Source organism: Mesorhizobium sp. M8A.F.Ca.ET.207.01.1.1 (assembly GCF_004794715.1).
GTDB lineage: Bacteria > Pseudomonadota > Alphaproteobacteria > Rhizobiales > Rhizobiaceae > Mesorhizobium.
This window is the reverse complement of the sequence record NZ_SRUS01000003.1, coordinates 684,584-704,642: the sequence shown is the minus strand read 5'-3', so window position 1 is coordinate 704,642 and position 20,059 is coordinate 684,584. Positions and strand designations below refer to the sequence as shown.

Below are 20,059 nucleotides of genomic sequence, written 5' to 3'. Positions count from 1 at the left end.
GACCCCCCGTGCCGATGAAGCGGCCTGGCAGGCGGAGCCTGGCCAGGATTTTGGCCTTGAGCGGTTCGGAAGCGTTTTTCCTGGCCCGCTGCCTGCTGGTGGTCGCGACCGTGCGGCTCGGGCTGACAGTGTTCTCCTACAACCGCGTCCGCAGGATGGTGACACGGCTCAACGCGCGCCAATGTGCCAGCATGGGCGAGTTGCGGCTTGTCGCCTGGGGGGTCGCAGCGGCCGCGCGGTTCGTGCCGGGCGCCACATGCCTGACCCAGGCGCTTTCGGGCCAGTATCTCCTCGCGCGCAAGGGCAATGCGTCGAATATCCGCATCGGCATCGAGCGCGGCACGGGCGAGCAATTGAAGGCGCATGCCTGGCTGGTCAGCGACAACCACATCGTGCTCGGCGGATCCATCGATGGTTTCGCACATCTGGTCGACCACGGCAGCCGATGAGCGGCGTGGCCGGAATCCTGTTGCGGCAGGGCCACGCAGTAGCGGTCCGAGGCCCCGCGCCGGCTGAAGCGGCGAGCGGCATCCAGCAGATGTTGGCGCGCATGCGACATCGTGGTCCCGACGGAAGCTCATGGTGGCTGGACAGCGGCATCGCGCTTGGCCACGCCTGGCTGAACACGACCGACGAAGCCGGCCCCGGCCCGCTGACCATGGCCGGCGGCAAGCTCGCCATCACCGCCGACTGCCGGCTCGACAACCGCGACGAGCTGCTCGCCAGGCTCGGCATCAGGGACAGCTCAGTCGCCGATGCTGCATTGCTGATGCGGGCCTATCTGCGTTGGGGTGAAGCCTGCCCCGTGCATCTGCAAGGCGATTTTGCCTTTGCCGTCTGGGATGCCGAGCGGCAGCTTCTGTTCTGCGCGCGAGACCATTTCGGGGTCAAGCCATTCTATTACCACGCGGCGGAACGACGCTTTGCCTTTGCCTCCGAGATCGGACCAATGCTCGGCCTCGACGGGGTTGGTGCGCACCTCAGCGAGCACCGGATTTCGGGCTTCCTGGCCGGGTTGCCCGACGACCCGCAGTCCACGCCCTACCGCGACATCTTCGCCCTGCCGGCGCGTCACAGCCTTACCGTCACCGCGCAACGCCTGGTGCTGCGCCGGTATTGGCAGATCGAGCCATCACAGCGAGTGCCACGGTCGGATGCCGCGGAGGAATTCGCCCATCTTTTCTCGCAATCGGTTCGCAATCGCATGCGGGGAAGTCCATCGGTCGGCGCGATGCTGAGCGGCGGCCTCGATTCCTCCTCGATCGCCTGCGTGGCCGGGCTGCAAAATGCGGCCGGGCGCAAACCGAAGCTGCCGACCTTCTCCCTAGTTTTCGAGAAGGGTTCGTCGATGGACGAGCGCTCCTTCATCGATGCCGTGCTGGATCAGCAGAAGACCGACCCGACCTTGATCCCTGTCGGCAATTATGCGCCTTTCGCCGAATTCGAACGGGTGCTGGAGGAACAGGAAGGCACCTTCCTGGCGCCGGGCCTGACGCTGACACGCGGTATCTACCGGACGGCGGGCGCCAAGGGCATCAAGGTGCTGCTCGACGGCCATGGCGGCGACGAGGTCGTTTCGCAGGGACATGGCCATCTGCACGAGCTTGCCAATGGCGGCAGATGGCTGGACCTCTGGCGCGAGGTTCGCAGCGCCTCCAACACCTATGGCGACAGCACGCTCGGCCTCTATTTTCAGTTCCTCACTATTTACGGGCCGGCCTGGCGCATCGCCAGGCTGCGGCAGTTGGGGAACCGAGCCCTGAACAAAATACGCAAACCTGCCCAATCGCGGCGTGGCCGGAGCTGGCGCGACCTGATCAATCCGGACCTTGCCAGGCGAACCGAGCTCATCGACCGGTTCCACCGAGCCGGCTATATGCCACCCGGCGTCCAGGCCAGCGATGCTCTCAGTCACCGCTGGATCCTGTCCAACGGTTATGTCCCGCACTCTTTCGAGGTTCTGGACAAGGCCGCCGCCAATTTCGGCGTCGAGCCGCGTTATCCGTTCTGGGACAAGCCGCTGGTCGAATTCTGCCTGGGGCTGCCGGGCGAGCAGAAGCTCAGTCACGGCTTTGGCCGCTACGTGTTGCGCCGGGCCATGGAGGGCATCCTGCCGGCGGCGGTCCAGTGGCGGCGCGACAAGATCGATTTCACCGCCAATCTCGTCAACGGCATGGTGCGCAACCATCGCGGCCTGCTGGACCAGTTGCTGGTTTGCGACGCGGGTCGCATCGCGCCCTATGTCAACCTGCCGGAAGTAACCGCTGCCTATGCGCGGCTGTTGCGCCAGCCGGACCAGGTGGCGCCGCTCGATGTCCAGTATGTCTGGCGCTCGGCGTCATTGTCGCTGTGGCTGCGGCAGGTCCAGCATGGCGGGAGCCCGGCATGATGTCCCGCCGAGAGCCGTTCGCCGGCGATCTCGACCATCTTCCCCGGCGCGGCGGGATCGCGGGAGAACGACGTTACTACCGCGCCTACGGCCTGATCATCGCATCCGGCGTGTCCCTGCCCGAACTGGAGCCGGCGGACCCGGCGTCGGCCGACATCGAGATCGCCATCGGCCCGATCGATATGCCCAAGCCTTCGGCGGAGGCCGCGACCGTCTTCCGCTTCGAGCCCGGCCGGCAGTATTTGGCCTGGGAGGCCGTCGGCGCATTCCTGATCAGCGACGCCCGCCGCATCGATGTCCAGCCGGCGCCCGGCGTCGACGACGCCTTGCTTGCCTTTCCGTTGCTGGGGCCGGTGCTGGCGCTGCTTCTGCACCAGCGCGGCCTGCTGGTTCTTCATGCCAGCGCCATTGCGGTAACCGGCAGGGGCGCCATCTTCATGGGCGACAAGGGCGCCGGCAAATCGACGACGGCAAGCGCGCTGATCCGGGCCGGACACGATCTGCTTACCGACGATGTCGTCGCGCTCGACCTGGCAAACCCGAACCAGCCGATGATCGTTCCGGGGTTTCCGCAGATCAAGCTTGCCGCCGATGCCGCAGCGGCAATCTCGCTTGGGCAGGCGCAAGTGCGGCCGCAAGTGCATCCCGCGATCGAGAAGATGCAGCATCGCCTGCACGGCGCCTTCTCCGGCAACAGGGTGCCGGCGGCCAGGATCTACATACTCGAGCGTGGCGAAAGGGCTGGGATCACCCCCTTGCCTTCCATTGCCGCCTTGCCGGCCATCATCAAATTCTCCTACGTGACGCGTTTCGGCCGCGCGGCGCTCTCCGGCGATTTCGCCGCGATGCACCTTCGTCACTGTTCAGCAATCGCTAACCATGTCGGCGTGTGCCGGCTGGACGTTCCGACGGGCATCGACAGGATCGGCGAGGCTGTGGCGCTGATCGAAAAGGAACTGGCAGGAGATGCCTAGGTCATCGGTCTTCAGCCTGTCGCTGTTTCGCGATGTCGCGGCATTTGGCGCCGTCATTGCCCAGATCGGCGGGCGGCGGACCTGGACGGCGCTGTTGTTCCTGATCCTCGGCAGCCTGACCGAAGGCATCTCGATCCTGCTGCTGATTCCGCTGCTGCACCTGGTTGGGCGCGCCGACCAGGATTTCGCGGTCAGGCTGCCGAATATCGATCTCGTCCGCTGGCTGGTGCCCGGCGGAACGCTGCAACTGACGACGGTGCTTTGCGCGCTGGTCGGGCTTGTTGCCGTGCAGGCAGCCTTCAACCGCTTCAAGTCGGTCTATATGGCAAGGCTGCTCTTCGATTTCATCAACCGCCTGCGCATGAACCTGTTCGAGAGCATCGGCAAGGCGCGGTGGGGCGTGTTCACGCGCATGCGCGGCTCCGATCTCGACCATGCCCTGACCGGTGACATCGACCGCGTCCAGGGGGCCGCCTTTTCCCTGCTGATGTTGGTGCAGATCGCCGTGCTGCTGGCGGGCTATCTCGTGATTTCCATGTTCATCTCCCCGGTTATGACGGCGTTTGCCGTCGTCATCGGCATCGTGATGTTCATAGCGCTGCAGCCGTTTCGCTCGCGGGCCACGGCCTTCGGCCGCATCCTGACGAGCAATCGCCAGAACCAGTACCGCACGGTCTCGGAATTTCTCGGCGGCATCAAGGTGGCCAAGAGCCTGAATGTCGAGGCCAGCTATTTCGCGCAGTTGCAGGCCACGCTCGAAAAGATGAAGGCCGATAACATCGCTTATGTGCGGAACAGCTCGATCGGCACCGCCGTGTTCCAGGTGGCGAGCGTCGTGGGCCTGAGCGTCTTCATCTATGTGGCGCTGGTCCGCTTCAACCTGTCGCTGGCCGAGATTGTCGTGCTGCTCCTGGTCTTCATGCGCATCGCGCCGCGCTTCATGGACATGCAGACGCAGGCCCAGCAGGTGCTGATCAACCTGCCCGCCTATACGGCAATGCGCAGCCTGCAGGCACGTTTCGACGCCGAGCGCGAGCCGGGCCATGTCGAATCCGGGGATGACCGCAAGCTGGCCCTCGATACGGGGCTGAACATTCGCGACGTCTCCTTTGCCTATGACGGCGGCGCCGGCAAGGCGGTGGTGAGCGACGTCACCTTCGGCCTTCCGGCCGGCAAGGTCACCGCCCTGATTGGCCCGTCCGGATCAGGTAAGAGTACGATCGCCGACATGCTGCTCGGGCTGCTCGAGCCGACCGTGGGCAAGATCCTCGTCGATGGCGTCGAGGTCGATGCCGGCAACCGCCGCCGTTGGCGCGATCAGGTGGCCTATGTGCCGCAGGACGTATTCCTGCTGCATGACACGATCGCGGCGAACCTGCGGCTTGCCGCACCGCAGGCCAGCAACGACGAATTGTGGACGGCACTGCGCGCCGCGCATGCCGGCGAATTCGTGGAACGGCTTGACCTCAGACTGGAGACGGTGGTCGGCGACCGCGGCGTGCGCATGTCGGGCGGCGAGCGTCAGCGCATCGCGCTGGCGCGCGCGCTGCTGCGCAAGCCTTCACTGCTCATCCTGGATGAGGCAACAAGCGCGCTCGACTGGCAGAACCAGTCACTTATCGCCAAGTCGATCGACGGCCTGCGCGGCTCAATGACGATCCTGACAATCGCTCACCGGCCGTCGATGATCGCCTTCGCCGACTGGGTGGTGGCAATGGAGGACGGCCGTGTCGTGGAAGTTGGGCAATATCGGCGCCTGAAGGCGAAGCCGGGGAGCCGACTGTCCAGGATGCTGTCGGGAGAACAGTCGGAGACCGAACCAGCGGACGTGGCCTGACCCGGCGTGCGCCTTGCGCCTAATGCAGGCTCCGCCGGGCGCTGCCAAGTTTCTCGCCCTCGGGCACTTCGGTGGATTTCTTCTTTCTCTCGGCTTCGCGCAGCCTGTCGGCCGGCGTCGGCTCGCTCCTGGCGATCATGGCGTAGACGACCGCGAAATAACCGACCTGGATGACCACCGCGCAGATGACGACACGCAGCAGTGTCGTGCCGAGCGAAGCCCCACCCAGCCACGACCAGGCAACGACGATCGCGAGCGCGAAAAGCATCCCAAGGATGAATTTTGGAAGCGACATACCCAACAGCCCATAAACCGGCTCGGGTTATATCCAATCGATAGCCCCACCCGAGCGCCGTCCCTTGTCATGCGGGCTTGTTAAGTCACCCGCTGCCGACCGGTTGCTTCCGGCCTTTCAACCTGTCGCCACCATGACAGGTATAATTTGCAATTCTATTAAGGCGAGCAGAAGGCGGCAAGGGCAACCGCACATATTTTTGAATGAGCTTACGCGCTCGACTCTGCCATGCTGCAACGCACACGGCCGCATTTCACTCAACCTGCAGCCGTTATAAGGTGCGAGTACAATCCATAATATTAAGCAGTATTTTATGTGAATAGTTTCAAATATGGCACCTTCCTAAAGCACTTATATGTTCCGCCCCTCGACGCCGAGAACGCGTCGCCTAGGAATCGCCTCAAAAATGTCCGGATTTTTTTATCCTTGCCCATTTATTGTCACAAATGTGCTAAAAATTTCGAAATTTGTGCAGATCGAGCTTATTATTTAGTCAATTCATGACGCGACTATTTCAATGGGATGGGAAATTGTGTGTTGCGCTGCAGCATTTTTTTGATATCGTGCGGTCAACCATTCGTTCACCGCATGGAGTTTCCGTATGAGGGATATTGCCAAGTCGGCCACGGCGGGCTTTTCGCAGGCTGACACCGACTTTCCGCCGCCGATCGGCGGTCTCATCAAGCGGAGTTTTGATGTCGCCGGTTCGCTGGCTGGGCTGATCGCGCTCAGCCCGCTATTCATCATGATAGCATTGCTGGTCAAGTTCTCCGATGGCGGATCGATTTTTTACGGTCACCGCCGAATCGGGCGCGGCGGACGGCTGTTCTCCTGCCTCAAGTTCCGCACCATGGTTCCCGACGGGGACAAGGTGCTGGCCGCCTATCTTGCGACCAATCCGGACGCCAATGCGGAATGGATAGCGACCCGCAAGCTGAAGAACGATCCCCGCGTCACTCGCGTCGGAGCGGTCCTGCGCAAGCTCAGCCTCGATGAGTTGCCGCAGATCATCAACATCCTCCAGGGCGACATGAGCCTTGTCGGACCTCGCCCGGTGGTCCGTGACGAACTGGAAATCTACGGCAGCGCGGCCGTCTATTATCTGAAGTCCCGGCCCGGCCTGACCGGCCTGTGGCAGGTCAGCGGCCGCAACGATGTCTCCTATGACAGCCGCGTCGCGTTCGATCGCCACTATGTCGAGAACTGGTCGCTGTTCGAAGACGTTCGCATCATCATCAGGACCGTGCCGGCCGTCTGGATGTCACGCGGTTCTTATTGATCGGCCCGCGTGACCCAGGCATCCGGCGGCAAGCTCATCGGGCGATGGGGCTAAAAACGGATCGGAACGTTCAGTTGAAAACAGACATGTTCGAAGCCTTTGGCGGCGGCCCGTTTTTCGGCCGCTCGCGGCTCGTGGCGACGTGCCTTGCGATTTCGCTCGCTTTTCCCCAGCTGGCCGCCGCCGACGACTACCGTCTGGGCTCCCAGGACAAGCTCACCATCCGCATCGCCGAATGGCAGACTGTCGAAAGCACGTTCCGCGACTGGTCGTCGGTCAATGGCCAATACACGGTCGGTCCGGCCGGCACGCTGTCGGTGCCTTTCGTCGGCGAACTGCCGGCTGCCGGCAAGACCACGGCGGAGGTCGCCGCGGCGATCGGCGAGGCGCTTCAGCACAAGCTCGCTTTGTCGGACAAGCCCGAAGCCTCGGTCGAAATGGCGCAATTCCGGCCGTTCTACATTTCGGGCGAAGTGCAGAATCCCGGCCAGTTTCCCTATGTGCCCGACCTTACCGTGCTGAAGGCGATCAGCGTCGCCGGCGGCATGAGGCGCAGCGCCGACTACGGTCCCCAACTCGGCAAGGACCTAGTCACCGCCAAGGGCAATTTCGATATCTCCGACGACCTGCGTGTCCGGCTGATCGTCAAGCGCGCCCGCATCGACGCGGATCTCGCTGGCAAGACGAGCTTCGAAGCGCCGAAGGAGGTCCAGGGCGATCCTCGGCTGGCGACCATCGTCAACGACGAGATGACGATCCTGACCGCCGACCAGAAGGCGCTGAAGCTGAAGCTCGAGTCACTCGACGATCTCAAGGGTGTGCTGCAGGCCGAAATCGAATCGCTGCAGAAGAAGATCGTCAACCAGCAGAAGCAGGTCGATCTTGCGCAGCAGCAGCTGGCCAGCATCGGTCCGCTGGCGCAGAAGGGTCTGGTCGCCAATGCGAGACTTCTGGATTCGCAACAGTCCGTCACCGACCTGCAAGGCAAGATCCTGGACTATGAGACGGCCATACTCACCGCCAAGCAGGCGATCAGCAAGGCGACGCAGGACGCCATCGACGCCCAGAACACCTTGAGCTCTAGCCTCGCCGCCGCCCGGCAACAGACGGAAGCCGACCTGAACGAGGCCGCGCTGAAGGTGAACATGCAGAAAGGCCTGATCGCTCAGGCCACCGATCCGGCGACGACGGCCGCCATCACCAACGACCAACAGCCTACCTTGCTCTATTCGCTGGTGCGCAATGTCGACGGCAAGACCAGCGAAATCGCCGCCAAGGAAGACACACCGGTGCTGCCTGGCGATGTGATCAAGATCAAGCTGGCGCCGCTGGCGAGCCAGTAGGGACGCGGAAGTTCGCACGACCCGCCGCTTCGATCCCCAGGGCGGCTCAGCGTTTGATAGAATCGCCGACCGGCTCCAACTCTTGTTTTCACGCAACTCCCAAGGGAAAGCGCTACGCGCTTTTCCGGGAATTGCTCTAACGCAAAGACTTTGAACCTCCGCCTGGCTGCCTGGCGGAGGTTTTTGCTGGACAGGGTTTCCAGAGCCGGAAACCAGAACGGCTTGTTGACGCAATTCCCAAGGGGAAGCGCTACGCGCTTCTCCCGGGAAAACCGCTACCCACTTTTCCTGGAATTGCTCAGGCGGCCCCTCATCGCTACTCGGCCGCCGCCGGACGGTGCGGCCAGGCTGGCTCCCCGCCCTTCGCATCCGCCGGCTCGAAGGCTGGCGACCACCGCGTGCGGGTGACCGGCAGCCGGGCCAGCTTGAAGTAGCTGAAATACATCAGGAAGGAGCCCATGATGTAGGGGTTGAGAATCTCGACCTCGACGAAGGAGCGGATGAGCAGCAGCACCATCACGCCGATGAGAACCACCGATTCGGCCTGCCATGTCTTGAAGACCACCGCCGCGATGTGGCCGAAGAGCGTGCGCAACATGATCAGCGATATCAGCACCGCCCCGGTGAAGCCGAGCTCGACAAGGGCCTCGACATAGGTGTTGTGGAAATGGAAGCCGGTGCGGGTGGTGATGTAGAATTCGTTCCACAGCCGCTCGGCCTCGGCGAAGCCCTGCACCCAATAGGCGGCATAGCCGACGCCGAGGATCGGCGACCGCATCGCGGCATTCCAGCCCTGCTCCCAAAGATAGGTCCGCCCGGTAAGTGTCGAATCCTTGCCGAAGATGCCTAGCACGAAGTCCATGAGCCCGAGATTGAGGGCGACGATGGCCACCACGACGATCATGCCGGCGCCGACCAGGAAGACCACCCGGCGATAGCGCCGCGACAGAAGCTTGCTCATCGCAAGCAGCGCCACCAGCGCCAGAACCGCCGGTATCGAGGCCATCGAGGTGGCGGAATGCGAGACGACCAACACATAGGCCGACAACAGCACGACCGGCACGGTCAGCATGAAGCTCAGGCGACCTCGCCGAAGGAAAGCAAGGAAAACGACGGAGAAATAGATGCCGAGCGAGCCGACGAAGCCGATCTGGTTCTTGGAGGCGAAGGCGCCGACGAAATTATAGGTGCCGTCGAGGACGTCCTCGGAATAGGCGTTGACCTTCAGCGAATAGATCAGGACGAAGAATATGCCGACCAGGGCGCCTATCGTCAGGGTGCGCACGCTGACGGTGCGCGCCGCGACATAGGCACAGGCGATATGGGAAAGGTACTGGACCGCCGTTCTGGCGGTCGTGCCGGGTGCCTGCGACCAGAACACTGAGAAACAGACATAGGCGGCGAACAGCAGCGGCAACCAGGCACTGGACAATTGCCGCAGGAACCGCCGGTAGTCGACCAGGATGAGCGGAAGCCAGACGACATAGTAGGCCAGGATCAGCACCTGGCCGAAAATGACGGAATAGGAGAACGCCCAAATCGAGACGGCAACGGCAAAACTGCCATAGACCGAATTCTTCTCGGGATCGACGAGCAGGGATTTGGGAATTTTCATCTAAAGGGTCCCGTCAACACGACCCCGGACCGGCAGGCCGCAAACCAGCCGGCATATCCGCAAACAGGGGCGTACAAGAAACGGCGTCTCCATTGTGCAGTGCAATATAACCTATCGCACCCCATGCTCAATGGCAAATCCGGTCACCTTGTCTTACAGCGAGGCGATCGCCGAGAGATAATCCGGCCGATGTTGGCACAGACGATCCGGCCACATGCCGGCTTGAACTCGATCGGCGGTCACCTCACAGTCCCGACGAGCCATCACATGGACCGGGATGGACAGGGGGAGTGACATGCCGATGAATTTCGCGGGACGATTCGCCGGCCGGTCGGCGGTGATTACCGGCGGCGCCTCGGGCATCGGCCTGGCGGTCGCACACAGGATCGTCAACGAAGGCGGGCGCGTCAGCGTCTGGGATCGCGACCCCGCACAGATCGAACAGGCGAAAGCCGTCATTCCCAGCCTGCATGGGGTGATGATGGACGTTGCGGATGCGGCAAGTGTGGAGGCCGGCGCACAATCGACGATCGAAGCCCTCGGCGGCGTCGACATACTGGTCACCAGCGCCGCCATCACCGGGCCGAACATGACGACCTGGTCCTATTCGACCGAGGATTGGCAAAGGGTCATCGACATCAACATCAACGGCGTCTTCTACTGCAACAAGGCGCTGGTGCCGCACATGCTGGAGCGCGACTATGGCCGCATCGTCAACATCGCCTCGATCGCCGGCAAGGAAGGCAATCCCAACGCTTCCGCCTACAGCACCTCCAAGGCGGCGGTGATCGGCCTGACCAAGTCGCTCGGCAAGGAACTCGCCAAGACCAAGGTGACAGTCAATTGCGTGACGCCGGCAGCTGTACGCACAGCGATCTTCAAGCAGATGAGCCAGGAGCACATCGATTTCATGCTGTCGAAGATTCCGATGGCGCGCTTCGGCGAGGTCGAGGAGGTGGCGGCGCTGATCTCATGGATCGCCTCCGAGGAATGCTCGTTCACCACGGCCGCCGTATTCGACGTTTCGGGCGGCCGGGCCACTTATTGAGCCGGGTCGAGACGGTTCCGAGTTTGGCCCGAGCCAACTACAATTCCGCGTGACGAAGCAACGATTGGAGCTGGACAGGCTTATGGTAGCTGACGTCTGAATGAGGGTGCCATAACAGGGGTGCCATAACAGGGGAGAGCCATGACACGACGAGAGAGCCCGGCAGGTGCGATGCCCCCCGGCCATTGTGCCGATGGCATGCGATCGACGGAAGCCGCGATCACCAGGCCGGAGTTTGCTTCGTTTGCTTAGAGCAGATCCAGCCGCGCTGGCCGATGACGAGCTTCTGGACCGCTATCAACGCGCCGCCTTCGGCTATTTCCTGGAGAATGTGAACCCCGACAACGGGCTGGTCGCAGACACGTCGCGGCCGAATTCACCGTGCAGCATCGCTGTGGTCGGTTTCGCCCTGTCCTGCTATCCGATCGGCGTCGAACGTGGCTGGATGGCGCGCGACGCGGCTGCCAGGCTGACCCTTGCGGCGCTGCGCTTTTTCCAGACCAGCACGCAAGGCAGCGGCCCCGACGTTACCGGCCACAAGGGTTTTTACTACCACTTCCTCGACATGCGCACTGGTTTGCGCGTCTGGCGCTGCGAGTTGTCGATGGTCGATACCGCCTTGCTGATCGCCGGCATGCTGGTGGCGGGCGCTTATTTTTCCGGCGACAATGATGACGAGGCCGAAATCCGCCAACTGGCCGAGGCGCTCTACAGGCGCGTCGACTGGCGATGGGCACAAGGCAGCAGCCCGACGCTCCGCCAAGGCTGGAAGGCCAGGACCGGCTTTCTGCACTATGGCTGGGAAGGCTACAACGAGGCGACGATCCTCTATGTGCTGTCCATGGCCTCACCGGACCGGCCGACCTCCGACGACAGCTACGAGGCCTGGACGGCGACCTACCAGTGGGAAAACATCTACGGCCACGACGTGCTCTATGGCGGGCCGCTGTTCATGCACCAATTCTCGCATGCCTGGATCGATTTCGCCGGCATCCGCGACGCTTTCATGCGCGAGAAGAATTCGGACTATTTCGAAAACAGCCGCCGCTCGACATACCTTCACCGCGACTACGCCCGGCACAACCCCTACGGCTTTGACGGCTATGGCGAGAACCTGTGGGGTCTTTCGGCAGGGGACGGACCAGGCGGCTTCCGCGCCAGCGTGGAGCGACGGCGCCACCGGTTTTCCGGTTACGCGGCGCGCGGCGCGCCTTTCGGTCCTGATGACGGCACGATCGCGCCATGGTCCTATCCGGCGTCGCTGCCTTTCGCGCCTGATATTTGCCTGGCGGCGATGCGCCATCTCGCCGATCGTTACCCGGAGGTGATCGACAATTTCCGGCTGCCGAGCGGTTTCAACCCGACATTGGCCAACCGGCGAAATTTCGGCCGCAACGGCTGGGTGTCGGAAGGCCATTACGGGCTGGACCAGGGCATTGCGGTAATGATGATCGAAAACCACCGTTCCGGCATGATCTGGGAGCTCATGCGTTGCAATCCCCATATCCGTCGTGGGCTGGACAAGGCCGGCTTTACCGGCGGATGGCTGTCGCGGCCGGCAAGCCCGGCATCCGGGGGGCGCGATGTCACGTGAACCGACGAGAGCCGCCGCCTTCCCCGTCGACCACAACGACGTCGAGCTGGTCAGGGGCGCGCATCCTCCGCACTGGAAGAACCCGACCCCGAACGGCCCCTACAATCTCGTCGTCATCGGCGCCGGGCCGGCCGGGTTGACCGCCGCGCGTGACGCGGCGAGCCTTGGCGCGAAGGTCGCGCTGATCGAGCGTGGGCTGATTGGCGGTGCGTGTATCAATGTCGGTGGCATTCCGTCGAAGTCGATCATTCGCACAGCCAGGCTCTATGCCGACATGCGCGATGCCGAGAGCTTCGGCGGCGACCCGCCAGATCATCTTCGTGTCGATTTTCAACGGGCGATGACACGGATGCGGCAGATCCGGCAGCGGATCAGCCGTGCCGATTCCGCCGCGAGCCTGGTTTCGGAAGGCATCGACCTCTATTTCGGTGCGGCGCGATTTGCCGGCCCCGATACGGTCACGGTCGAGGAAAGCACGCTGCATTTCAAGAAGGCGCTGATTGCAACGGGCGCACACCCGGCCTTCCCTGCTATTCCGGGGCTGGTCGAAGCCGGTTATCTCAGCAATGAGACGATGTTCAACCTGACGCAATGCCCGCCGCGGCTCCTCGTCATCGGCGGCGGGCCGCTTGGCTGCGAGACGGCGCAGGCTTTCTGCATGCTCGGCGCCAAGGTCATCCTGGCGCAGAGCGATCCGATGTTCCTGCCCGGCGAGGAGCGCGACGCCGCGCAAATCCTTTCGGACGCCCTGGCGCGCGAGGGGGTGGAGGTGCGCCTGAACACCGAAGTGGTGGCAGTGCGCAGGGAAGGTACCGCCAAGTTCGCCGACCTGATGCGGGATGGTGACACGACGACGATCTCCGTCGACGAGATCATCACCGGCGTCGGCCGTTCACCCAACGTCGATGGTCTCGGCCTCGAAGAGGCCGGCGTGGCGTATGACGCCGACGGCATCAAGGTGGATGATTATCTGCGAACCAGCAACCCGCACATCTATGCGGCGGGCGACGTCTGCCTCGAATACAAGTTCACCCATACCGCCGAGGCAACGGCGCGCATTGTCGTGCGCAATGCCTTGTTTCGCGGCCGCGAAAGGCTCAGCGACCTCGTCGTTCCCTGGTGCACCTATACCGATCCGGAGATCGCCCATGTCGGCCTCTATCCCCTGGAAGCGCGCCGCAATGGCATTCCGGTCAAAACCTATACGATACTGATGCACGATGTCGCCCGCGCCGTGATGGACGGCGAGGAGGAAGGATTCGTCAAGATCCATGTCAGGGAGGGGTCCGACCGCATCCTGGGCGCGACGGTCGTCGCCAGCCATGCGGGCGAGATGATCAACGCGGTGACCCTCGCCATCCGGTCCGGCATGGGACTGCATGCGTTGGCCGACGTCATCCATCCCTTCCCGACACAGGCGCAAGGCATCAAGATGGCGGGCGACGCCTATAGGCGGACACGCCTCACCTCGTTGCGCAGGCGCCTTGCGGCGCACTGGCTGGCGTGGTCCAGACGATAAGCCCAAAGCCATCACATATGCCGAAATGCTCACAAATACGCAACCAAGTGCGCGGCGGCGCTTGACGGATCCCTGCGAGGCTAATGAAATCGAGACGACGCCTTCGGCCGCGGAACATTCGTGGATGCAGCCTTTAGTCGAAACGGAATACGCAATCGAGCTCTTGTCCAAGGGTTACATCTGTGTGCCTCTGCGCGAAGGTGGCAAGCATCTCGATCTTGAGGCGATGGAATATCATCCGCTGCATTTGAAGGCCCGTCGAAAGGATCTGAAAGAATTGGCGTTCCGGTCGATTGCCTTTCAGTTGTCGCAGAAGCCACCAACACCGGAGGAAATCCGGCGCTGGTTTCGGGACTTTGCTGGAAATGTCGGCATCATCGGAGGATACGGCAACCTTCTCATCTTGGATTTCGACGATTCAGCAGACTATCGCGCCTGGTCTGGCAAGCACGCGCACCTTTCAAGTTGCACGCCGGTCGCGAAATCCCCGAATGGATTCCACATCTATCTCAGGACGCGCGAACCGGCGGTATCATCCAGCCTGTATCTTGGCATGCGGCGGATCGGCCACCTGAAGGCGCTTGGCGGTTACGTCGTTGGAAGTCCTTCCGTACTCAAGGATGGCTGCTGCTACAGCTGGTTGAAGGACCAGTCGCCATTCGACGTCGAGCCGCAGCCAGTCGAAAGCCTGGCCAGTCTTTCACTTCGCGCGGTCTCGCCGTTCAAACATTGCTATGACCGCGTTCTGAAGCGCGGTTTTTTCGTGCCGCAATGAGAATTTCGGGGCGTGAGCAACCCGACATCAGCATCGTCATCCCGGCAAGAAATGCCGCCGCGACGATCGACGCCACGCTGCGAAGCCTTCTGCCGGAGAGGGGCCTGATCAGCGAGATTCTTCTCGTCGACGATGGCTCCATCGACCAGACCACGGCGATATCGATGCAAAGCGCCCGCAAGTACGGATTGCCGCTGGAGATCCTCGCCGTGCGGCTGGGCAGCGCGGGCGCTGCCCGCAACGCCGGAATTGCGCGAGCCAAAGGCAAGTTCATACTTTTCCTCGATGCCGACGATGAGGTGATGGCGGGAGGGTTGGGACTGCTGCATGACGCGCTCCTGCGCAATCCCGAGGCCGGCCTGTCGATAGGAGCCAGCATTCGCCGCACCAGGGGGAGGCCGGACAAGCTCAAGGTTCCGCATGGGTACACGAGCGACCGGGCATTGAACGCCCGCCGCTACCTTCTTAACGAGACATGGCCGATCGCCATGGGCAGCGCGTTGGTCGCAGCCTCGGCAACGGCCACCGTCCGCTTTCCGGAAACTACCAGCCTGGATGAGGACACGTGCTATTGGGCGGCCGTGCTCGCCCAAGCCGACGTGACAACGATCTCTTCTCCGGTACTTCTCTACCACCATGACGAAGAGAGAATGGCGCGGCGATTTGTCGAAACCCCGCGGGCCACGTTTCTCGCGATAGCACTGGAGCTGGACAAGCTTGCCGGTTCAGCCATTGCCAGGGACGTTCTGCAGTGGAGGAAGGCCTGGATAGCCTTGCGGATCTCAAGGCAGCTTATCAAACACAACCGATACAGCTATGCGATGAGCATGATGCGTGCCGTTCGCGCCCACAAAAGCCTGGGGCCGAGCTGGAAGGCGTCGCAATATCGCATACGAATTCGCATCGGAGCCATGATGGAACGGCCTGACCACTCGTCCAGCGCTGGCGCGGTCACGGAAAGACGTACGCTGATCGTGTCCTTCGACCCGGCATTTCCGCCGGTTTCCGGTGCGGACCTGAGAAATTTCAACAATGCCAGCCTTGCGGCCGAGTTCGGCCCGGTCCGGCTTGCCTCGATCAGACCGCTGGGCGACCCACGACAACCGTCCGACGCGCGCATCAACGCGGTTGGCCTGGTGATCGATGGAGAACCGCGTTCGGCCTCTCTCGGTTGGTGGAGGATCGCGGGGGAGAACCGTATCCCGCGCACGGCACTGGTGCGGCTGCGGAAACTGGTGCAAACCTTCAAACCCGATACGGTCATCGTCGAGGGGACCGGCCTGTTCAAGCTGCTGCGACATTTGCGGCCGCTGACCAAGCAGCTCATCCTCGACATGCACAATGTCGAATCCGACCTGGCGGCACAGCTGCGACATATCAGTCCAGGGCGATCCCCGGCGGTGCTTGGCATCCGGCGGCTGGAGAGAAAAGCGCAATCCCTCGTCGACAGGGTGTGGGTCTGCTCGAACCAGGATCGCGAAAGGTTGATGGCCGCATCCCGGCACAATGTGCCGATCGATGTCGTTCCCAATGGAATCCCCAACGTCGAGGACATTCCGCGGGGGCTGCCCGCCGAAGCCGCGACCGACAGCGGTTATCCGACGATCGTATTTATCGGGCATCTCGGCTATCCGCCGAACGTCGATGCGGCCGAGCGCCTGGCGGGCACCATATTGCCCCGCATTCGGCAGGTCTTGCCGGGTGCAAGACTTACTCTTGCCGGACGAAGCCCAAAGGCGGCCGTACGGGCGCTGACCAGATTGCCTGGTGTGGAGCTTGTCGAAGACCCCGAAAGCGTGGCGCCACTCCTGTCCGGCGCGCATCTCAGCATCATCCCACTCAGGGCCGGCGGGGGCACGCGCATCAAGATCCTGGAGGCGATGACTTGGGGGGTGCCGGTGATCGCGACACCGCTCGCTGCCGAGGGGCTGGACATGGTCGAGAATGACCAGGTGATGCTGTCGACCAGCGACGAAGGACTAGCCGACATGGCCATCGAACTCTCTCTCGACGCCGAACGCCGGGCGCGGCAGCGCACGCGCGCGCATCAGGCCGTATGGGCAAGGTTTGGCCCGCAAGCGATCCGCGATGCCGTCCGCGCCGGGCTTGCACTGGACAATGACGGCAAGTGACACCAGGCCACCTCCATCACCTCATGAGCCGTCGATGATTCCGCCGATCCTGCACCAGACCTGGAAGACCGACAGCGTTCCCGCCCGCTTCCAGGCCTATGCCGACAGCTGGAAGCGGCACAATCCAGACTGGACGGTCATGCTCTGGAGCGACCGGATGCTGCTCGAATTCGTGGCCGAGCAGTACCCGGATTATCTGCCGATGTTCTGTGGCTACACCAACGGCGTTCAGCGGTCGGACGCGGCCCGCTACATGCTTCTGCATCACTTCGGTGGGGTCTATGCCGACATCGACTGCGAATGCGTCGCGCCCTTCGATGCGATCATGAACGAGACACGGGTCGTGCTGTGCAAGGAGCCGGCTTCGCATGCGGCCGTCCAGGCGGATTTCCGGGGCCTGCCCTACCTTCTGTTCAACGGGACGATAGCGAGCCCGCCCGGTCATCCATTCTGGGTGCATCTCCTGTCGATGATGCCCGGGCTCGCCGGCGCCAAGGACGTGCTCGACGCGACCGGCCCTTGCCTGCTCACCTCGGCGCAACGCTGTTATGGCGATCAGACGGCCTTCGCCATTCATCCTTCCGGCCTGTTCGTGCCGGTGACGTCGGCCGGGAGTACGGAGCGCGACGCTGGCGACGGCACGGCGTCGCTCTCGATCCATCACTGGGCCGGCACATGGTGGACCCCGGAACCGCCGCCGAACTGGTGGACCAAGTTTCGCAATCGGGCCTATGGGCTCCGGTATCACCTGACGCGCGGCGCGTATCTGGATGAGGCGCAGGCGAAAGCAGGCGTCGACAGAGCGGTCCTGTCGGCGCCGCCGCCATCGGGCCGAAACATCGCTGTCCTGGTGCCGCTTCGCGACTCCGCCGACCTTATCCAGCCCTTTCTCGATGCGCTGGATGGGCTCGACTATCCCAAGGACCGGATCAAGCTGGTCTTCTGCGAAGGCGACAGCCAGGACGGAAGCTGGGAGCGACTACAGGCCGCAACCGCTGGATTGGCCGGCAAATATCGTGACATCGTCCTGTTGCAAAGACAGGTCGGCACCCGCCTCGACAGGGCAAAACGGGCGAAGCCCAGGATGCAACGCATCAGGCGCGGCGCGATCGCCAAGGTGCGAAATTATCTGATCGATCACGGGCTCAGCGAGGACGATGACTGGGCGCTGTGGATCGACATCGACGTCTGGCGCTTTCCCGGCGATGTGCTGAACCGCCTGATCGCCACGGCACATCGCATCGCGGTGCCCAACTGCGTGAAAATCGCCGGTGGCGCCAGTTTCGACCTCAACAGCTTTGTCATCAGACGGCAGACCAAAAACTATCGCTATTACCGCGAGATACGCGGCGGCCTTCACCAGCCTCCGATGCAAACGCCAAGCCGGTATCATCTCAGCGATGTCAGGCATCTCGACATCATCGGCCTCGATGCGGTCGGCGGAACCATGCTCCTGGTCGATGCCGCCCTGCATCGCGGTGGCCTTCGCTTTCCCGAAATTCCATACCGCGATCTGATCGAAACCGAAGCTTTTGGCCTCCTTGCCAACGACCTCGGCATCCGGCCGGTCGGCCTGCCCAAGCTGGAAATCCTACACGTCCCGTGGTGAGACGACGGCCCGCCGAAGCTCTTCGCGCAGAGGCTGCAGATAGGCTTGCGGGCGCAGACGCCCCCACACATAGTCCCGGTCCGTCAAATGCGCGGCCTGCCTGATCCAGCGCCCCGGGGCATCGGGGTCCCGCACCTCGCGCCAATCGTCGACGATGATGACGGGCAGGCCTTCGTAAAGTGGATCGAGCGGTGAAGTCTTGGTCACCACGATGCAGCCGAGATAAAGCAGTTCCCATGTCCGGTGACAGTCCAGGCCGTTTCCGACGGTCGACAGCACGAGCGGATATTGCGAATAGAGCTGCCATATCGAGCGCTGCGATACGCGTTGCCCTAGAAAATCGACATGCGGGCATCCGTCCAGAGCATCAAGCAATTCCCGACGCTCGCCGGACTCTCTGCTGACGCTGAAATCGCAGAATATCCTGGCCGGACGACGATCCGCGCTCCCCTGCCCGCGCAGGGTTTTCAGTTGCCTCACCAGTCCGCCAGGGGTCGCCAGGGAACGTGGGGTGTGGAGATCCAGCCCAATCGGAAACGGCTTGATCCTGAGATGACCGCCATCGCAGTTCTGGCTGTACCAGGAAACCAGATAGGGGTTGGCGAGAAGCCGCTCGACAGTGTCCTTGGCCAGATCCGAAGGCACCGAGGAATCACCGTCGGTCGTCAGCAGGATGAAGGGAGCCTTGATGGTGGGCAGGGCTATCCTGGCGAAAGTGTCGAGATCACAATTTCGCGCAAGCCTGGCCAGGGTGCTCAGCCGCACCCAGACGATGCCATGCGCGCCGCTATAATGGTCGCGGAAAAAAGCCTCGCTTTGCGTCGATTCGGTCGGCGCCCAGCGATACCAATCGGGTCCGGCGAAGTCGCAGAAACGCCCGATCCCTTGCGACCAAAGCACGGAAGGAACGCTGAAAAACCTCAGCGCCCCGGAACGAACGGGTTTCTTGAGTTTTGCCCGCCAACGCGACATGCCCATGGGCAACCCTTAGCCCAGACGCCGTTATGGCCACAACGTCCGGCCTGCTTGCTCACACAGGCCAAGGCGGGCTCGTGGCGTCAGTCGTGCAGGTCCCGCGCAATCGGCGGGCCGACCGAAAATCCGGAGAACGTGACCTCGAAACCCTCACGCTGCGGCGAACAGCACATCATACCGACATCGACCAGCTTCGAGATCGGGAAATAGGCGAGCCGCACCGGCTTCCAATGACCGTCGGAAGCGTCGAGATACTGCACGCGGATCGCCTCGCCATGACGGGTCAGGCGGATCCTGACGCCGTCCGGGCCGGCGGCAATGGCCACCAGCGACCAGTCCGACATGTCGTTGGTGACGACGACGGATAAATAGGCGAGGCCGTCGGTGTATTCGATGCCGGCCTTGATCCAGTGCGTTTCGCTCAGCCGGACCATCAGCCCGGCCTGGTCGTAAAGCACCTCGTAGTCGCCCTTGACGGTGACCTCGGCGGTGAAGTCACCCTCGACCTGCCGATAGAGGAAGTGGCCGTTGTCGCGCCAGAAACCATAGAAGGTCTCGCGCCAGAAATCGGTCTCCTTGCCGGTGCGCACGCGCACGGCATCACCGTCGACGGCATGGTGCGGCGGCGGGTTGAGCCAGGTCAGGTCCTGCAGTGTCATCGCGCCGGTCCGTTTC

General features: G+C 62.7%; 16 protein-coding genes. 12 read left to right on the top strand and 4 right to left on the bottom strand.

Going from position 1 to position 20,059, the window contains the following annotated elements; translation table 11 throughout:
- Window positions 1-56: 56 nt before the first annotated feature.
- The 4 genes from EN850_RS12110 to EN850_RS12095 are packed head-to-tail and all read left to right on the top strand — an operon-like array spanning window position 57 to window position 5,200.
- Window positions 57-449 carry a lasso peptide biosynthesis B2 protein gene (locus tag EN850_RS12110; protein WP_246689180.1) on the top strand — a complete coding sequence of 131 codons (393 nt, stop codon included), beginning with the start codon at window positions 57-59 and terminating at the stop codon, window positions 447-449.
- Window positions 446-2,389 (top strand): lasso peptide isopeptide bond-forming cyclase, encoded by a 1,944-nt coding sequence (locus EN850_RS12105; protein ID WP_136091315.1) that lies wholly within the window; start codon window positions 446-448, stop codon window positions 2,387-2,389. Before EN850_RS12110 ends, EN850_RS12105 begins: the two co-directional genes overlap by 4 nt.
- Complete coding sequence (locus EN850_RS12100; RefSeq protein WP_135921611.1) at window positions 2,386-3,363, top strand: serine kinase; 978 nt, start codon at window positions 2,386-2,388, stop codon at window positions 3,361-3,363. The genes EN850_RS12105 and EN850_RS12100 overlap by 4 nt, the downstream gene beginning before the upstream one ends.
- Window positions 3,356-5,200, top strand: a complete 1,845-nt coding sequence (locus EN850_RS12095; RefSeq protein ID WP_136091314.1) for an ABC transporter ATP-binding protein — start codon at window positions 3,356-3,358, stop codon at window positions 5,198-5,200. The genes EN850_RS12100 and EN850_RS12095 overlap by 8 nt, the downstream gene beginning before the upstream one ends.
- 19 nt (window positions 5,201-5,219) lie before the next feature.
- Here the strand turns inward: EN850_RS12095 and EN850_RS12090 are convergent, their stop codons facing one another.
- Entirely contained in the window at window positions 5,220-5,495 is a 276-nt protein-coding gene (locus tag EN850_RS12090) for an exopolysaccharide production repressor protein (RefSeq protein WP_127872979.1), read from the bottom strand.
- Window positions 5,496-6,096: 601 nt separating this feature from the next.
- Between EN850_RS12090 and EN850_RS12085 the strand changes: the two genes are divergently transcribed.
- Both EN850_RS12085 and EN850_RS12080 read left to right on the top strand, forming a co-directional pair.
- Window positions 6,097-6,774 (top strand): sugar transferase, encoded by a 678-nt coding sequence (locus EN850_RS12085; protein ID WP_127275990.1) that lies wholly within the window; start codon window positions 6,097-6,099, stop codon window positions 6,772-6,774.
- Between the two features lie 86 nt (window positions 6,775-6,860).
- Complete coding sequence (locus EN850_RS12080; protein WP_189591063.1) at window positions 6,861-8,117, top strand: polysaccharide biosynthesis/export family protein; 1,257 nt, start codon at window positions 6,861-6,863, stop codon at window positions 8,115-8,117.
- Between the two features lie 316 nt (window positions 8,118-8,433).
- On the opposite strand, the gene EN850_RS12075 is transcribed toward EN850_RS12080, so the two are convergent.
- Window positions 8,434-9,732 (bottom strand): O-antigen ligase, encoded by a 1,299-nt coding sequence (locus tag EN850_RS12075; protein WP_136091312.1) that lies wholly within the window; start codon window positions 9,730-9,732, stop codon window positions 8,434-8,436.
- Window positions 9,733-10,027: 295 nt separating this feature from the next.
- On the opposite strand from EN850_RS12075, the gene EN850_RS12070 reads away from it, so the two are divergent.
- The 6 genes from EN850_RS12070 to EN850_RS12045 all read left to right on the top strand — a co-directional run bounded on the left by EN850_RS12070 (window position 10,028) and on the right by EN850_RS12045 (window position 18,409).
- Window positions 10,028-10,780, top strand: coding sequence for an SDR family NAD(P)-dependent oxidoreductase (locus EN850_RS12070; protein WP_136091311.1), 753 nt, complete (start codon window positions 10,028-10,030; stop codon window positions 10,778-10,780).
- Between the two features lie 244 nt (window positions 10,781-11,024).
- Window positions 11,025-12,374, top strand: a complete 1,350-nt coding sequence (locus EN850_RS12065) for a glucoamylase family protein (RefSeq protein ID WP_135883695.1) — start codon at window positions 11,025-11,027, stop codon at window positions 12,372-12,374.
- Window positions 12,364-13,893 (top strand): mercuric reductase, encoded by a 1,530-nt coding sequence (locus EN850_RS12060; RefSeq protein WP_136091310.1) that lies wholly within the window; start codon window positions 12,364-12,366, stop codon window positions 13,891-13,893. Before EN850_RS12065 ends, EN850_RS12060 begins: the two co-directional genes overlap by 11 nt.
- Window positions 13,894-14,017: 124 nt before the next feature.
- Window positions 14,018-14,668, top strand: a complete 651-nt coding sequence (locus tag EN850_RS12055) for a bifunctional DNA primase/polymerase (RefSeq protein ID WP_245520830.1) — start codon at window positions 14,018-14,020, stop codon at window positions 14,666-14,668.
- On the top strand, window positions 14,665-16,800 hold the full coding sequence (locus EN850_RS12050; RefSeq protein ID WP_136091309.1) for a glycosyltransferase: 2,136 nt from the start codon (window positions 14,665-14,667) through the stop codon (window positions 16,798-16,800). The genes EN850_RS12055 and EN850_RS12050 overlap by 4 nt, the downstream gene beginning before the upstream one ends.
- Window positions 16,801-16,834: 34 nt before the next feature.
- The gene (locus tag EN850_RS12045; RefSeq protein WP_136091308.1) at window positions 16,835-18,409 is read left to right on the top strand and encodes a glycosyltransferase; all 1,575 of its coding nucleotides are present in this window, start codon (window positions 16,835-16,837) and stop codon (window positions 18,407-18,409) included.
- On the opposite strand, the gene EN850_RS12040 is transcribed toward EN850_RS12045, so the two are convergent.
- Both EN850_RS12040 and EN850_RS12035 read right to left on the bottom strand, forming a co-directional pair.
- Window positions 18,392-19,387, bottom strand: a complete 996-nt coding sequence (locus EN850_RS12040) for a hypothetical protein (RefSeq protein WP_189591061.1) — start codon at window positions 19,385-19,387, stop codon at window positions 18,392-18,394. The two genes, EN850_RS12045 and EN850_RS12040, sit on opposite strands and share 18 nt — an antisense overlap.
- Window positions 19,388-19,467: 80 nt before the next feature.
- On the bottom strand, window positions 19,468-20,043 hold the full coding sequence (locus EN850_RS12035; RefSeq protein ID WP_127872974.1) for a DUF1349 domain-containing protein: 576 nt from the start codon (window positions 20,041-20,043) through the stop codon (window positions 19,468-19,470).
- Window positions 20,044-20,059 lie beyond the last annotated feature (16 nt).

Coding starts and splice junctions, on each gene's coding strand:
- EN850_RS12105 (WP_136091315.1), top strand. CDS start 446: ATGAGCGGCGTGGCCGGAATCCTGTTGCGGCAGGGCCACGCAGTAGCG.
- EN850_RS12100 (WP_135921611.1), top strand. CDS start 2,386: ATGATGTCCCGCCGAGAGCCGTTCGCCGGCGATCTCGACCATCTTCCC.
- EN850_RS12095 (WP_136091314.1), top strand. CDS start 3,356: ATGCCTAGGTCATCGGTCTTCAGCCTGTCGCTGTTTCGCGATGTCGCG.
- EN850_RS12090 (WP_127872979.1), bottom strand. CDS start 5,495: ATGTCGCTTCCAAAATTCATCCTTGGGATGCTTTTCGCGCTCGCGATC.
- EN850_RS12085 (WP_127275990.1), top strand. CDS start 6,097: ATGAGGGATATTGCCAAGTCGGCCACGGCGGGCTTTTCGCAGGCTGAC.
- EN850_RS12080 (WP_189591063.1), top strand. CDS start 6,861: ATGTTCGAAGCCTTTGGCGGCGGCCCGTTTTTCGGCCGCTCGCGGCTC.
- EN850_RS12075 (WP_136091312.1), bottom strand. CDS start 9,732: ATGAAAATTCCCAAATCCCTGCTCGTCGATCCCGAGAAGAATTCGGTC.
- EN850_RS12070 (WP_136091311.1), top strand. CDS start 10,028: ATGCCGATGAATTTCGCGGGACGATTCGCCGGCCGGTCGGCGGTGATT.
- EN850_RS12060 (WP_136091310.1), top strand. CDS start 12,364: ATGTCACGTGAACCGACGAGAGCCGCCGCCTTCCCCGTCGACCACAAC.
- EN850_RS12055 (WP_245520830.1), top strand. CDS start 14,018: ATGCAGCCTTTAGTCGAAACGGAATACGCAATCGAGCTCTTGTCCAAG.
- EN850_RS12050 (WP_136091309.1), top strand. CDS start 14,665: ATGAGAATTTCGGGGCGTGAGCAACCCGACATCAGCATCGTCATCCCG.
- EN850_RS12045 (WP_136091308.1), top strand. CDS start 16,835: ATGATTCCGCCGATCCTGCACCAGACCTGGAAGACCGACAGCGTTCCC.
- EN850_RS12040 (WP_189591061.1), bottom strand. CDS start 19,387: ATGGGCATGTCGCGTTGGCGGGCAAAACTCAAGAAACCCGTTCGTTCC.
- EN850_RS12035 (WP_127872974.1), bottom strand. CDS start 20,043: ATGACACTGCAGGACCTGACCTGGCTCAACCCGCCGCCGCACCATGCC.